Source organism: Streptomyces actuosus (assembly GCF_016921115.1).
Classification (GTDB): Bacteria; Actinomycetota; Actinomycetes; order Streptomycetales; family Streptomycetaceae; genus Streptomyces; species Streptomyces actuosus_A.
On sequence record NZ_JAFFZS010000004.1, the window covers coordinates 57,213 to 71,511 of the forward strand.

The window sequence follows — 14,299 nt, forward strand, 5'->3', positions numbered from 1 at the left end:
CGATACGGTCTTGCCGACTGCCGATGACTACGTTGAGGTGAAGAGATGCCGTTGACCCCCGAGGACGTGCGGAACAAGCAGTTCACGACCGTCCGCCTCCGAGAAGGCTATGACGAGGACGAGGTCGATGCCTTCCTCGACGAGGTCGAAGCCGAACTGACCCGCCTGCTCCGCGAGAACGAGGACCTGCGCGCCAAGCTGGCCGCGGCCACCCGCGCTGCTGCCCAGAACCAGCAGAACATGCGCAAACCCCCCGAGCCTCAGGATCAGCAGCAACAGGGGATGCGAGGCCCCGGCGCCCCGGTGCCCGCCGGCATATCGGGCCCGCCGCAGCAGCAGATGGGCGGCCCCATGGGCGGCCCGCCCCAGCTGCCGAGCGGTGCCCCGCAGCTGCCCGCCGGTCCCGGCGGTCAGGGCCCGCAGGGCCCCGGCCCGATGGGTCAGGGTCCCGGCCCCATGGGCCAGCCCCCCATGCAGCAGCAGATGGGCGGCCCGATGGGCGGCCCCATGGGTGGCCCGATGGGCGGCCCCGGTCAGGGCCCTGGTGGCGACAGCGCCGCCCGTGTCCTCTCGCTGGCCCAGCAGACCGCCGACCAGGCGATCGCCGAGGCCCGCTCCGAGGCCAACAAGATCGTCGGTGAGGCGCGTTCGCGTGCCGAGGGCCTGGAGCGGGACGCCCGTGCCAAGGCCGACGCGCTGGAGCGGGACGCGCAGGAGAAGCACCGTGTCGCCATGGGCTCCCTGGAGTCCGCGCGCGCCACGCTGGAGCGCAAGGTCGAGGACCTGCGCGGCTTCGAGCGCGAGTACCGGACGCGTCTGAAGTCCTACCTGGAGTCGCAGCTGCGCCAGCTGGAGACCCAGGCCGACGACTCCCTGGCTCCGCCGCGGACCCCCGCCACGGCCTCCCTCCCGCCGTCCCCGGCGCCCTCCATGGCTCCGGCCGGTGCGAGCGGTCCGTCCTACGGTGGCAACCAGACCATGGGTGGTTCTCCGGCGCCTTCTGCCCCGTCCTACGGCGGTCAGCAGCAGATGTCGCCCGCGATGACCCAGCCGATGGCGCCGGTCCGGCCGCAGGGCCCGTCCCCGATGGGCCAGGCTCCGTCACCGATGCGCGGCTTCCTCATCGACGAGGACGACAACTGAGCACCGGTCACGGCGAGTAGTACGCCTCAGGCGTCGGCAGCGTTCAGGGCGGGACCCCGGATTCACCATCCGGGGTCCCGCCCTTTTTACGCGGGTTGAAGCACGTCCTCCGGCATGGCCGACCCGCGGGTGAGGTGCGGCGGCGCCGCCCCGGCCCGCGCCTGTCCGGGCCCGGCCTCCCGGGGCCGGCGTGCGGGTCCGTGCGCCGGGCACCGTCCTGCGCCGCCCGCCGCCCGCCGCCCGCCGCCCGCCGCCCGCCGGACGACGGGGCGCCGCCGGCGGAGACGGACCCGGTGGCGCCGTCCGCCCCGGGTGCCGTAGCCCCGGTCGCCGGAGGGACGATGGGACTCACAGGACGGTCCGCGCCAGGGTCCGGAACCCGCCGGGGCGCGTGGCGCCTCGACGGCCGCCCCCGGTGCCGCGTCCGATGCCGGGCCCGGCGTGGCCGCCGGTCGAGCGCGGCGGCGTCCGACGCGTCCTCCGGCTCGGCGCACGGCCCGATACCCCGAACGGGGCTGCTCGGCGGTGCGTTCGGAGCGGCGCGCCGCAGCGGGGCCGACCTCGCCTGCCGCGGCGCGTGAGGACGTCGGCCGGTCCCCCCGCCTCACCTGCCCCACCGCTCTCCCGGCGAGAGCCGTCGCCCCTCCCCGGCACGGCAGGCCCGGTCCCCCGCACGGGGGACCGGGCCTGCATACCACCGGCTGCCGGCTACGCCTTCTGCAGGCGGAACGTCAGGGCCAGGCCCTCGTCCGTGAACGGGGCACCGTAGGCGTCGTCCGCCTCGCCCTGGGCGAAGTCGGTCGCCAGGACCTCCTCGGCGATCAGCTGCGCGTGTTCGCTCAGGGCCGCGATCGTGGCCGGGTCGGTGGCCGTCCAGCGCAGCGCGATCCGGTCGGCGACGTCGAGGCCGCTGTTCTTGCGGGCCTCCTGGATCAGGCGGATCGCGTCACGGGCGAGCCCGGCGAGCCGCAGCTCCTCGGTGATCTCCAGGTCCAGGGCGACCGTGGCGCCGGAGTCGGAGGCGACGGACCAGCCCTCGCGCGGCGTCTCCGTGATGATCACTTCGTCCGGGGCCAGTTCGACCGTCTCGCCGTCGATCTCGACCGAAGCCGTGCCCTCGCGCAGCGCGAGCGACAGCGCGGCGGCGTCCGCGCCCGCGATCGCCTTCGCCACGTCCTGGACGCGCTTGCCGAACCGCTTGCCGAGCGCCCGGAAGTTCGCCTTCGCGGTGGTGTCGACCAGGCTGCCGCCGACCTCGCTGAGTGACGCCAGCGACTCGACGTTCAGCTCCTCCGTGATCTGCGCGTGCAGTTCGGGCGAGAGGGAGGAGAAGCCCGTCGCCGCGATCAGCGCCCGCTGCAGCGGCTGCCGCGTCTTGACGCCCGACTCCGCGCGTGTGGCCCGGCCCAGCTCCACCAGGCGGCGGACCAGGACCATCTGCTCCGACAACTCGGGGTCGACGGCCGCGAGGTCCGCCTCCGGCCACGAGGCCAGGTGGACCGACTCGGGCGCGCCCGGGTCCACCGGGACGACCAGGTCCTGCCACACCCGCTCGGTGATGAACGGGGTGATCGGCGCCATCAGCCGGGTGACGGTCTCCAGCACCTCGTGCAGCGTGCGCAGCGCCGCCTTGTCGCCCTGCCAGAACCGGCGCCGCGAGCGGCGGACGTACCAGTTCGACAGGTCGTCGACGAACGAGGACAGCAGCTTGCCGGCCCGCTGGGTGTCGTAGCTCTCCAGCGACCGGGTCACCTGGTCGGTCAGGGCGTGCAGTTCGCTCAGCAGCCAGCGGTCCAGCAGCGGACGGTCGGCCGGGGCCGGGTCCGCAGCCGAGGGCGCCCACTCGGACGTGCGGGCGTACAGGGCCTGGAAGGCGACGGTGTTCCAGTAGGTCAGGAGCGTCTTGCGGACGACCTCCTGGATGGTCCCGTGGCCCACGCGGCGCGCCGCCCAGGGGGAACCGCCGGCCGCCATGAACCAGCGGACCGCGTCAGCGCCGTGCTGGTCCATCAGCGGGATCGGCTGGAGGATGTTGCCCAGGTGCTTGGACATCTTCCGGCCGTCCTCGGCGAGGATGTGGCCGAGGCACACGACGTTCTCGTACGACGACCGGTCGAAGACGAGGGTGCCGACGGCCATCAGCGTGTAGAACCAGCCGCGGGTCTGGTCGATGGCCTCGGAGATGAACTGCGCCGGGTACCGGCTCTCGAACAGCCCCTTGTTCTTGTACGGGTAGCCCCACTGCGCGAACGGCATCGAGCCCGAGTCGTACCAGGCGTCGATGACCTCCGGTACGCGTGTGGCGGTCCGCCCGCAGCCCTCGTGCGGGCAGGCGAAGGTGACGTCGTCGATGTAGGGGCGGTGCGGGTCCAGCTCCGACTGGTCGGTGCCGGACAGCTCGGTCAGCTCCGCGCGGGAGCCGACGCAGGTGAGGTGGTCGTCCTCGCAGCGCCAGATCGGCAGCGGGGTGCCCCAGTAGCGGTTGCGGGACAGCGCCCAGTCGATGTTGTTCTGCAGCCAGTCGCCGAACCGTCCGTGCTTGACGTTCTCCGGGAACCAGTTGGTCTTCTCGTTCTCCTGGAGCAGACGGTCCTTGACCGCCGTGGTGCGGATGTACCAGGACGGCTGCGCGTAGTACAGGAGCGCGGTGTGGCAGCGCCAGCAGTGCGGGTAGCTGTGCTCGTACGGCAGGTGCTCGAAGAGCAGGCCCCGCTCACCGAGGTCCTCGGTCAGCTTCTCGTCGGCCTTCTTGAAGAAGACGCCGCCGACCATGGGGACGTCCTCGTCGAAGGTGCCGTCCGGGCGGACCGGGTTCACCACCGGCAGGTCGTAGGCGCGGCAGACCTTGAGGTCGTCCTCGCCGAAGGCGGGGGACTGGTGGACGAGGCCCGTGCCGTCCTCGGTGGTGACGTAGTCGGCGTTGACGACGAAATGCGCCGGAGCGGGGAACTCCACCAGCTCGAACGGACGTTGGTAGGTCCAGCGCTCCATCTCGGCGCCGGTGAAGGTCTCACCGGTGGTCTCCCAGCCCTCCCCGAGGGCCTTGGCGACGAGCGGCTCGGCGACGACGAGCTGCTCCCGGCCGTCGGTCGCGACGACGTAGGTGACCTCGGGGTGCGCGGCGACGGCCGTGTTGGACACCAGGGTCCACGGGGTGGTCGTCCACACCAGGAGGGCGGCCCGGCCGGCGAGCGGACCGGAGGTGAGCGGGAAACGGACGTACACGGACGGGTCGACGACCGTCTCGTAGCCCTGGGCCAGCTCGTGGTCGGACAGGCCGGTGCCGCAGCGCGGGCACCAGGGGGCGACGCGGTGGTCCTGGACCAGTAGGCCCTTGCCGAAGATCTCCTTCAGCGACCACCAGACCGACTCCACGTACTCGGGGTCCATGGTCCGGTAGGCGTCGTCGAGGTCGACCCAGTAGCCCATGCGGGTCGTCAGCTCGGCGAAGGCGTCGGTGTGCCGGGTCACCGACTCGCGGCACTTGGCGTTGAACTCGGCGATGCCGTACGCCTCGATGTCCTGCTTGCCGCTGAAGCCGAGCTCCTTCTCCACCGCCAGCTCCACCGGCAGGCCGTGGCAGTCCCAGCCGGCCTTTCGGGCCACGTGGTGGCCGCGCATGGTGCGGAAGCGGGGGAAGACGTCCTTGAAGACGCGGGCCTCGATGTGGTGGGCGCCGGGCATGCCGTTGGCGGTGGGCGGGCCCTCGTAGAACACCCACTCGGGGCGGCCCTCGGACTGCTCCAGGCTCTTGGCGAAGATCTTCTGCTCGCGCCAGAAGTCGAGCACCGCGTGCTCGAGCGCGGGCAGGTCGACCTGGGCGGGCACCTGGCGGTACGTCGGCGCTGTTGTCATCAGCGATCTTCCTCCGGCGGACGTTCTGCCTTCCGTCGGAGGGACGAGAGCCTGCTGTCGGCCTGCGCCGCTGTCGGCGCGCTCCCGCGGTACCACCCTCCTTGGCCCCCGGCGTGCCGCACACGTCGGTGAGCCCCCTCATTGGGGTCGCGATGCCGGTTCTACCGGCCGCGCCCCGATGCTTGCGCTGCGGGTGGCGGCTTTCCTCCGGCGGCTCCGGGGTGATCTTCACGTCGCGCTCGCCCCCGGGCTCACACCGTCCCCGGGTCGCTCTGGGCTGCGTACGCCGCTACTCGTCCCCATCCACGCTTTTCGCTCCGCCCAGTGTACGGCTCCTCGCGGACCGCGGCCGACCGGGTTTCCGCGCAGGCGGAGTCGTACCGGCACGGTGTGCGCGATGACCCGAATGGTCAGGTACGGGTGGTCGGATCCGAGGATGCCCGATTTTGCGGAATACCTGGCGGGGAGCTGGGCACAACGCATGCAGGCTCGGCGCACGTCGTGCGCGAGGCGGGCGAATCGGGCGGTGTGCCCCGTTGCCGTGGGGCTCAGGCCGATTTATCGTCCCAGCACGATTTCGCGTGCAAGATCACAATATGTGAAGGGGCCGCGGCCATGGTGGCGAAGAAGACCGCCGCACAGCAGTCGGCGTCCGACAGGTCCGCAGGTGCCTCCGGCCGCGGTGCGGCCAGGGACACGGACGCCGAGAAGAGCACCCGGGCGCGGGCCGCGGCGGGGGCTTCGAAGCCGGTGAAGCGGGCGCGGACGGCGGGCCAGGCCGACGGTGCCGCCCGGACGTCCGCCGGGGACGAGCCCTCGACCTCGGGAAAGCCGGCGGTGGAGGGGACGGCGGCCGGGGTGACGGAAGCCGGTGCGACGGCCGGGAAGAAGGCGGCGGCCGGGAAGACAGCGGCGAAGAAGGCCCCGGCGAAGAAGGCCGCGGCGAAAAGGGCTCCGGCGAAGAAGCGCGCGGCGAAGAAGGCCGCGCGCCCCGGGGGGAAGGCCGCGGCGGGTGAGGCACCGGCCGAGAAGGGGTTGGCCGCGGAGGGCGGCGCCGGCCGGTCCACGGCCGCGGGCCACGCCCCGAAGAAGGCTTCCGCACGGAAGGCTCCCGCGAGGAGGCACGCCACCGAGGAGGCCGCGCCGGCGCCGGGCGGCGTCGGGAAACGGCCGGGTGGGAAGGCATCCGCGGAGAAGAGCGGCGCCGCGAGGGGCGCCGGCGCGAAGGGCACGGTCAAGAAGGCGGGCGCGGCGCAGGCCGCGGAGCAGACGGGAGCCACGACAGTGGTTGCGAAGAAGACTCCTGGCACGGCCACGACGGCGGAGACCGCCGTCCCCAAGGCGCGCCTCGCCGCGGCGGAGCCCGGCGAACTGGCGGTCCGCCCCGGTGAGGACCCCTGGACCCCGGAGGAGGTCGAGGAGGCCCGGGCCGAACTGCTGGCCGAGGCGACGCGGCTGCGGGACGAGATCGCCTCGTCCGAGGCGTCCCTCGTGGGGCTGATGCGGGACTCCGGCGACGGCGCGGGCGACGACCAGGCGGACACCGGCACCAAGAACATCACGCGGGAGCACGAGATGGCGCTCGCCGCCAACGCGCGCGAGATGCTCATCCAGACCGAGCGCGCCCTGGAGCGGCTGGACGCCGGCACCTACGGCCTGTGCGAGAACTGCGGCAACCCGATCGGCAAGGCCCGCATGCAGGCCTTCCCCCGGGCCACCCTGTGCGTGGAGTGCAAGCAGAAGCAGGAACGACGGTACTGATCCGCCGCCCCACCCATCCTGAGCACGTGGGTCCCGCAGGGTGTGCCGTACCCTCGTCCTCAGTCAGGCACCTAGGTTGAGGGACTCACGTGGCAGAGGCGGAGCGCATCATCGGTACGCCGGACACCCCTGGTGACAGCGGCGACACGGCGGCCGGAGCGGATGGCCGGGACGTGGTGACCGAGCGGCCCCGGGGCAGGCGGCGGATCGCCGTGCTGTTCGCGGTGGCCGCCTTCGCCTTCGCGCTCGACCTGATCAGCAAGATGCTCGTGGTCGCCCGGCTCGAGCACCATGCACCGATCGAGATCGTCGGTGACTGGCTGGAGCTCAACGCGATCCGCAACCCGGGTGCGGCCTTCGGCTTCGGACAGGCCTTCACGATCATCTTCACGGTGATCGCGGCGGCTGTGATCGTGGTGATCGTCCGCCTGGCGCGCAAGCTCTACAGCCTCCCCTGGGCGATCGCACTCGGCCTGCTGCTGGGCGGCGCGCTCGGCAACCTCACGGACCGGATCTTCCGCTCACCGGGGATCTTCAAGGGCGAGGTGGTCGACTTCATCGCGCCCAAGCATTTCGCCGTGTTCAACCTCGCGGACTCGGCGATCGTCTGCGGCGGCATCCTGATCGTCCTGCTGTCGTTCCGCGGCCTGGACCCCGACGGGACCGTCCACAAGGACTGAACGGGCCGGGCCGGACGGGCGCGCTGTCGGGACCGTCTCCCCCGTCCGGCATACTCGACGGGTGAGCACGATTCCCGAGATCCGTACCCTGCCCGTGCCCGACGGCCTGGAGGGCGAGCGCGTCGACGCCGCCATCTCCCGCATGTTCGGCTTCTCCCGCACCAAGGCCGCAGAGCTGGCCGCGGCGGGCAAGGTGCTGGTCGACGGCACGGTGGTCGGCAAGTCCGAGCGCGTCCGCGGCGGAGCCTGGCTGGAGGTGGAGATGCCGCAGGCGCCCGCGCCGGTGCAGGTCGTCGCCGAGCCGGTCGAGGGCATGGAGATCGTGCACGACGACGACGACATCGTCGTGATCGTCAAGCCGGTCGGCGTCGCCGCCCACCCCAGCCCCGGCTGGAGCGGACCCACGGTCATCGGCGGTCTGGCCGCCGCCGGCTACCGGATCTCCACCTCCGGCGCCGCCGAGCGGCAGGGCATCGTCCACCGCCTCGACGTCGGCACCTCCGGTCTGATGGTGGTCGCCAAGTCGGAGTACGCGTACACGTCGTTGAAGCGCCAGTTCAAGGAGCGCACGGTCGACAAGCGCTACCACACGCTCGTACAGGGCCATCCGGACCCCACCAGCGGCACCATCGACGCCCCCATCGGCCGCCACCCGAACCACGACTACAAGTGGGCGGTCACCGCGGACGGCAAGCCGTCCGTCACCCACTACGACCTCATCGAGGCCTTCCGCGCCGCCTCCCTGCTCGACGTGAAGCTGGAGACCGGCCGCACCCACCAGATCCGCGTCCACATGGCCGCCCACCGCCACCCCTGCGTCGGCGACCTCACCTACGGCGCCGACCCGACCCTCGCCAGGCGACTGCGCCTGTCCCGCCAGTGGCTGCACGCCGTGCGCCTGGGCTTCGAACACCCGGGGGACGGCCGGTGGGTGGAGTTCGCCAGCGACTACCCCGACGACCTCCAGCAGGCGCTGGACCAGGTCCGCGAGGAGACCTACGGATGAGCGCGTCCCTCTGCGCGGTGCGTGTCGCCGAGGACCCCGCCGACCGCGAGGCCTGCTTCGCCCTGCGCAAGGAGGTCTTCGTCGGCGAGCAGGGCGTGCCGGAGGACATCGAGTACGACGCGCACGACCCCGGTGCGGTCCATGTGCTGGCCGTCCGGGAGGACGGGGTGCCGCTCGGCACCGGCCGGCTGCTGCACGGCGCGGCGGCCCTCGCCCAGGGCACCGGCGACGCGTCCGTGGGCTCCCTCGGCCGGCTCGCCGTGGCCCGCGAGGCGCGCGGCCTGGGGGTCGGCGCGGCCCTGGTGCGGGCCGTCGAGGACGCGGCGCGCGCCCTCGGTCTGACCGCGGTGGACCTGCACGCGCAGACGCACGCCCTGGGCTTCTACGAGCGGCTCGGCTACGTCCCCTACGGCCCGGAGTACCAGGAGGCGGGCATCGCGCACCGGGCGATGCGTCGCGTGCTGTAGCCGACGGCGTCAGAAAGCGCTGGTGGGAGGGGGGCCGTGGCAGGCTGGAGGTCTGCCGTCGGACCGTCGACCCCTCCGGAGCGCTGACCCGTGGACCAGCTGGCCCTGCTGTTCGTGCTGCTGCTCGGGGCCGTGGTGAGCGTACCGGTCGGGGACCGGCTGCGGTTGCCCGCGCCGGTGCTGATGACGCTGCTCGGCATCGTGCTCGCCGTGCTGGAGTTCGTGCCGAACGTCGCCGTCCCCCCGGACCTGATCCTGCCGCTGCTGCTGCCCCCGCTGCTCTACGCGGCGGTGCGGCGCACCTCCTGGCGGCAGTTCGCGTCCAACGTCCGGCCGATCCTGCTGCTGGCGGTCGCGCTGGTGCTGGTCACCACCGCATGCGTGGCCGCGGTCGCGCACACGATCGTGCCCGGGTTGAGCATCGGCGCCGCCGTCGTTCTCGGGGCGCTGGTCGCACCGCCCGACCCGGTCGCGGCGACGGCGGTAGCCGGGCAACTCGGGCTGCCGCGCCGACTGGTCTCCATCCTGGAGGGCGAGGGCCTCTTCAACGACGTCACGGCCATCGTCCTGTACAACGTGGCGGTCGCGGCCGTCGTCAGCGGCACCTTCTCGCCCTGGGGTGCGGGCCTGGACCTGGTGCTGTCCGCGGTGGTCGCGCTGGGCGTCGGGCTCGCACTCGGCTGGGGCGCGAACAGACTGCTCGGCCTGCTCGGGGAACCCACCCTGCAGATCGGCCTGACCCTGCTGGTGCCGTACGCCTCCTATCTGCTCAGCGAGGAGATGCACGGCTCCGGCGTGCTCGCGGTGCTGGTGACCGCGCTGTTCCTGGCCGAGTACGCCACCGACGCCGACGACGTCATGGCGCGGTTCGCCGGGCACACGTTCTGGGACGTCGTCGACACCCTCGTCACCGGGGTCGCCTTCGGGCTGATCGGCCTGGAACTGCACAACGCGATCCGTACGGCGCAGGGGCGGTGGGCCGACATGCTCGGCTGGGCCGGCACGGTCGTCGGCGTCGTGATCGCCGTACGGCTGGTGTGGCTGCTGCCGGCGACATGGCTGACCAAGCGGCTGCACGCCCGCCGGGACTACGACGAGGAGATCCCGATGAGCTGGCGGGAGACCGTGATCATGTGGTGGTCCGGGATGCGGGGTGTGGCCTCCGTGGCGCTGGCCCTGGCCGTCCCGCTCGGCGTGGACGGCGGCGCGCCGTTCCCCGACCGCGACGAGATCGTGTTCATCGCCTTCGGCGTGATCATGGCGACGCTGGTGGTGCAGGGACTGACCCTCCCGACGCTGGTCCGCCTGCTCGGCGTGCAGTCCGACAGCGCCCGGGAGAAGGCGTTCGAGAAGCAGCTGGCCGTCCGCGCGGCGAAGGCGGCCAAGCGGCGGCTGCGGGAGATCGAGCAGGTCGAGGAACTGCCGGAGGAGCTGTCCGAGCAGATGCTGCGCAGAGCCTTCGAGATCGGGGTGCGGATCAGTCCCGACCTGGGGGAGGAGGAGCGGCGGGAAGCCCACGAGCAGCGGGTGCGCCGGCTCAAGCGGGTGCGGCGGATCCAGGGCGAGATGCTCAGCGCCGCCCGCCACGAGGTGCTGGCGGCCCGCAGCGAGCCGGGGACGGACCCGGAGGTGGTGGACCGGGTCCTGCGCCATCTGGACGTGCGGAGCCTGCGCTGACACGACCCCGGCGGCACCGGACGCTCGTAGGATCGGATCATGGCTCGCAATGTGGTGATCAGTGGCGGTGGTACCGGAATCGGGCTTGCGGCGGCGCAGGCCTTCGCCGCGGACGGGGACCGGGTGCTGCTGCTCGGCCGCCGCGCCGAGGTGCTGGAGAGGGCCGGGGTGCCCGGGGCCCTCACGCACGCCGCGGACCTCAGCGACCCCGCCGGGGTGCGCGGGGCGGCCCGGCTCGTCGCGGAGGAGTTCGGCGCGGTGGACGTCCTGATCCACAGCGCGGGGGGTGCAGGCTATCTGGAGCCGCCGAGCGACAGCGACGACCCGCTCGACACGGTCGCCTACGACTGGACCCTCAACTTCCGCCTCAACACCCTCACCGCGGTACTGCTCACCGAGGCGCTGAAGGACCGGCTCGCCGAGCCCGGCGGGCGCGTGCTGTTCATCGGCTCCATCGCCGCCTACCGGGGGTCCGGCAGCGGGGCGTACGCCGCGGCCAAGGCCGCACTGCACCCGTACACCCACCATCTGGCCCGGCAGCTGGGACCGCGCGGCGTCACCGTCAACGTGGTCGCGCCGGGGTACGTCGAGGACACCGGGTTCTTCGGCGGGGGCATGACCGAGGAGCGGCGTGCGCAGCGCATCGCCGAGACCTCGACCGGCCGGGCGGGCACGCCCGGGGACGTGGCCGCCACCCTGCACTGGCTGGCCTCTCCGGGAGCCGGGCACATCACCTCCCAGATCATCCAGGTCAACGGCGGCGCCGAGCGCGGCCACTGACCGGGCCGGGCACTACCCCCGGCCGGTGCGCGGCGTCTCGTGGGCGCGGCGCACCACGCCGTCCCGGGGCTTGTGGACGGTCGGCGGGCCGGTGGGCGCGCCGGGCGGCAGTACGGCGTCCGCGGTGTTGACCCGGGGCAGCGCGTACGGGTGCTTCTCCGACAGCCAGCGGATCATCTGCTCGCGCACGGTGACCCGCACCGTCCAGATGTCGTCGGCGTCCTTCGCGGTCATCAGGGCCCGGACCTGAAGGGTGTTCGGCGTGGAGTCGGTGACCGCGACCCCGTAGTTGCGGCCGTCCCAGGCCGGGCACTCGCGCAGGATGTCGCGGAGCCTGTCGCGCATCTCCTCGATCGGGGCCGAGTGGTCGAGGTGCCAGAAGACCGTGCCGGTCATCTGCGGGGTGCCGCGCGACCAGTTCTCGAACGGCTTGGACGTGAAGTACGACACCGGCATGGTGATCCGGCGTTCGTCCCAGGTCCGCACGGTCAGGAAGGTCAGCGTGATCTCCTCGACGGTGCCCCACTCGCCGTCCACCACCACGGTGTCCCCGATGCGCACCATGTCGCCGAAGGCGATCTGCAGCCCGGCGAACAGGTTGCCCAGGGTGGACTGGGCGGCCACGCCGGCGACGATGCCGACGATGCCGGCCGAGGCGAGCAGGGAGGCGCCGGCCGCCCGCATCTCGGGGAAGGTCAGCAGCATCGAGGCGATCGCGAGGACGCCGACGGTGGCCGACACCACCCGCATGATCAGCGTCACCTGAGTGCGCACCCGCCGGACCCGGGCCGGGTCGCGGTCCCGGTGGGCAGTGGCGTACCGGCTGTACGACGTCTCGACGACGGCGGAGGCGATCCGGATCACCAGCCAGGCCGTCGCTCCGATCAGCACCAGGGTCAGGATCTGCCCGACACCCGCCCGGTGCTCGGGGAGCAGTCGCGCCTGGTCGTAGGACCCTCTGAGCACGGCCGCGCACAGCACCAGCTGGTAGGGGATGCGTCCGCGGCGCAGCAGCCCCCACAACGGGGTCTCGCCGTGCCGGCGGTCGGCCTTCTGCAGCAGCCGGTCGGTGGCCCAGCCGATGGCCAGGGTGAGGAAGACCGAGCCGCCGATCACGATCAACGGGCGGAGTACGTTCTCCATGCCTGAGAACGTAACCGCATCCGGCAGGTCGCGAACATGGGCCCCCGTCGGGCGGTGCCGCGGGCGCCGCCGGTTCCGGCTGGCACCATGGGCTCATGAACATCATGCTCTTTCACTCGACCTACGGCCTGCGCCCCGCGGTGCGCGCCGCCGCCGACCGGCTGCGGGAGGCCGGGCACGAGGTGTGGACGCCGGACCTGTTCGAGGGGCGGACGTTCGACTCGGTCGAGGAGGGCTCGGCGTACAGGGCGGAGGTCGGCAAGGACGAGCTGCTCAAGCGCGCCGTGCTGGCCGCCGCTCCCTACTCGGAGCGGGGGCTGGTGTACGCCGGGTTCTCGCTCGGTGCCTCGATCGCGCAGACGCTCGGCCTCGGCGACGAGCGGGCGCGTGGCCTGCTGCTCCTGCACGGCACGTCGGACCTCGCGCCGGATACGCGGGTGGACGAGCTGCCGGTGCAGCTGCACGTGGCCGAGCCGGACCCGTTCGAGACGGACGACTGGCTGAGCGCCTGGTATCTGCAGATGGGCCGTGCGGGCGCCGATGTGGAGGTCTACCGCTACGCCGGGGCCGGCCACCTCTACACCGACCCCGACCTGCCCGACCACGACGCGGAGGCCGCCGAGGCCACCTGGCGGGTGGCGCTCGGCTTCCTCGGCTCGCTCGGGTAGCGTCAGCCGGCCGCCCGGTAGGCCGCCCAGCTCTGCTGCATGCGCGTCACCTGACCAGCGGTGAACTGGTACATGCAGGAGTCGTACGTGTAGTCCATGAAGTTGTGGATCGGGTCGGTGCCGGACGTGCGGGTGCAGGAGTCGCGGCCCTCGGGGCACTGGTACGCGGCGCTCTTCTCGGCCGGGGTGTCGTCGACGTAGTCGCCCTTGCCGTTGCAGCTGCCCTGGAAGGTGTGGTAGAGGCCCATCCAGTGGCCGACCTCGTGCGTGGCGGTGTCGCCCTCGTCGTAGTGGGTGGCCGATCCGCCGGGCAGCGAGGCGTCCAGGACGACGACGCCGTCCATGGAGGGGCTGGACCTGTAGGAGCTGGGGAAGGTGGCCCAGCCGAGCAGGCCGTCGCCGAGGTCGGCGGTGTAGACGTTGAGTGCGTCGGCGCCGCCCCTGCGCAGGGCGGTCTTCATCGCCTTCTCCTCCTGCGAGCCGTAACCGACGTTGTACCAGGACGCGTTGTCCGTGTAGTCGGTCCCGGCCAGTGTGAACCGGAAGCCGGAGTCGTTGTTGCCGCTGCCCTGGCCGGCGTAGGCGGCGTTCAGCACGTTCATCTGGGCGTCGATGTCGGAGGAGCCGAGCCGGCCCTTCGAACCGTCGTGGATGACGTGGAAGTAGACCGGGATGCTGGTCGAGGCCGCCAGCGCGGCGATGCTCCGGCCGTCGGCGCGCAGGCTGTCGACCTTCTTGTGCAGGTCTGCGTCCATCGCCTGGGCGCGGGCTTCGCTGACCTCGTTGGGCTCGGCGATGTGCCCGCCGGGGGCGGGGCGCATCTCGCGGGCGGCGGTGGGGGCGCCGCTCCCGCAGGTGGTGTCGGCTGCGCCGGCCGCGGCGGCGCCCACGGGCGCCGACAGCGGGGTGAGCATCAGAGTTCCGGCCACGACGGCGGTGCCGAGGAGGCGTCTGCGCATCGGGGGAGATATCCGGGCAAGCGCACGCATGCTGACTCCTGGTGGAGGCGGTGGGGAGAGCGGCGCAGGGGTCTTCCTGGCCGCCGCCCCAAAAAATTACGTGTACATGCCTAGTCGGGAAGAGGGGCGATCTGGCCCATTCGAATTCCTGGCAAACAGG

11 protein-coding genes are annotated in these 14,299 nt (G+C 72.5%); 8 read left to right on the forward strand and 3 right to left on the reverse strand.

Going from position 1 to position 14,299, the window contains the following annotated elements; all coding sequences use genetic code 11:
• The first annotated feature begins 45 nt into the window (after positions 1 to 45).
• On the forward strand, positions 46 to 1,143 hold the full coding sequence (locus JS756_RS07235) for a DivIVA domain-containing protein (RefSeq protein ID WP_205382143.1): 1,098 nt from the start codon (positions 46 to 48) through the stop codon (positions 1,141 to 1,143).
• A gap of 708 nt (positions 1,144 to 1,851) precedes the next feature.
• Here the strand turns inward: JS756_RS07235 and ileS are convergent.
• The gene (gene ileS / locus JS756_RS07240; RefSeq protein ID WP_205382144.1) at positions 1,852 to 4,998 is read right to left on the reverse strand and encodes an isoleucine--tRNA ligase; all 3,147 of its coding nucleotides are present in this window, start codon (positions 4,996 to 4,998) and stop codon (positions 1,852 to 1,854) included.
• Between the two features lie 615 nt (positions 4,999 to 5,613).
• Between ileS and JS756_RS07245 the strand changes: the two genes are divergently transcribed.
• The 6 genes from JS756_RS07245 to JS756_RS07270 all read left to right on the forward strand — a co-directional run bounded on the left by JS756_RS07245 (position 5,614) and on the right by JS756_RS07270 (position 11,369).
• The gene (locus JS756_RS07245; protein ID WP_205382145.1) at positions 5,614 to 6,759 is read left to right on the forward strand and encodes a TraR/DksA C4-type zinc finger protein; all 1,146 of its coding nucleotides are present in this window, start codon (positions 5,614 to 5,616) and stop codon (positions 6,757 to 6,759) included.
• A gap of 89 nt (positions 6,760 to 6,848) precedes the next feature.
• On the forward strand, positions 6,849 to 7,439 hold the full coding sequence (gene lspA / locus JS756_RS07250; RefSeq protein ID WP_205382146.1) for a signal peptidase II: 591 nt from the start codon (positions 6,849 to 6,851) through the stop codon (positions 7,437 to 7,439).
• Between the two features lie 61 nt (positions 7,440 to 7,500).
• Positions 7,501 to 8,445 (forward strand): RluA family pseudouridine synthase, encoded by a 945-nt coding sequence (locus JS756_RS07255; RefSeq protein WP_205382147.1) that lies wholly within the window; start codon positions 7,501 to 7,503, stop codon positions 8,443 to 8,445.
• Entirely contained in the window at positions 8,442 to 8,912 is a 471-nt protein-coding gene (locus JS756_RS07260; protein WP_205382149.1) for a GNAT family N-acetyltransferase, read from the forward strand. Before JS756_RS07255 ends, JS756_RS07260 begins: the two co-directional genes overlap by 4 nt.
• Positions 8,913 to 9,002: 90 nt before the next feature.
• A complete protein-coding gene (locus tag JS756_RS07265) occupies positions 9,003 to 10,589 on the forward strand; it encodes a Na+/H+ antiporter (RefSeq protein WP_205382150.1) in 1,587 nt (528 codons plus the stop codon).
• Between the two features lie 39 nt (positions 10,590 to 10,628).
• A complete protein-coding gene (locus JS756_RS07270; RefSeq protein WP_205382151.1) occupies positions 10,629 to 11,369 on the forward strand; it encodes an SDR family NAD(P)-dependent oxidoreductase in 741 nt (246 codons plus the stop codon).
• A 12-nt stretch (positions 11,370 to 11,381) separates the two neighbouring features.
• Here JS756_RS07270 and JS756_RS07275 read toward each other — a convergent pair whose 3' ends face one another.
• Positions 11,382 to 12,512: a mechanosensitive ion channel family protein gene (locus JS756_RS07275; RefSeq protein ID WP_205382152.1), complete on the reverse strand. Its 1,131-nt coding sequence runs from the start codon at positions 12,510 to 12,512 to the stop codon at positions 11,382 to 11,384.
• 95 nt (positions 12,513 to 12,607) lie between these two features.
• Here JS756_RS07275 and JS756_RS07280 point away from each other — a divergent pair, with 95 nt between their 5' ends.
• A complete protein-coding gene (locus JS756_RS07280; protein WP_205382154.1) occupies positions 12,608 to 13,180 on the forward strand; it encodes a dienelactone hydrolase family protein in 573 nt (190 codons plus the stop codon).
• Between the two features lie 2 nt (positions 13,181 to 13,182).
• Here JS756_RS07280 and JS756_RS07285 read toward each other — a convergent pair whose 3' ends face one another.
• The gene (locus JS756_RS07285) at positions 13,183 to 14,139 is read right to left on the reverse strand and encodes a zinc metalloprotease (protein ID WP_240203411.1); all 957 of its coding nucleotides are present in this window, start codon (positions 14,137 to 14,139) and stop codon (positions 13,183 to 13,185) included.
• Between the last annotated feature and the right edge of the window lie 160 nt (positions 14,140 to 14,299).

Coding starts and splice junctions, on each gene's coding strand:
- JS756_RS07235 (WP_205382143.1), top strand. CDS start 46: ATGCCGTTGACCCCCGAGGACGTGCGGAACAAGCAGTTCACGACCGTC.
- JS756_RS07260 (WP_205382149.1), top strand. CDS start 8,442: ATGAGCGCGTCCCTCTGCGCGGTGCGTGTCGCCGAGGACCCCGCCGAC.
- JS756_RS07245 (WP_205382145.1), top strand. CDS start 5,614: ATGGTGGCGAAGAAGACCGCCGCACAGCAGTCGGCGTCCGACAGGTCC.
- JS756_RS07270 (WP_205382151.1), top strand. CDS start 10,629: ATGGCTCGCAATGTGGTGATCAGTGGCGGTGGTACCGGAATCGGGCTT.
- ileS (WP_205382144.1), bottom strand. CDS start 4,998: ATGACAACAGCGCCGACGTACCGCCAGGTGCCCGCCCAGGTCGACCTG.
- JS756_RS07280 (WP_205382154.1), top strand. CDS start 12,608: ATGAACATCATGCTCTTTCACTCGACCTACGGCCTGCGCCCCGCGGTG.
- JS756_RS07275 (WP_205382152.1), bottom strand. CDS start 12,512: ATGGAGAACGTACTCCGCCCGTTGATCGTGATCGGCGGCTCGGTCTTC.
- JS756_RS07285 (WP_240203411.1), bottom strand. CDS start 14,139: ATGCGCAGACGCCTCCTCGGCACCGCCGTCGTGGCCGGAACTCTGATG.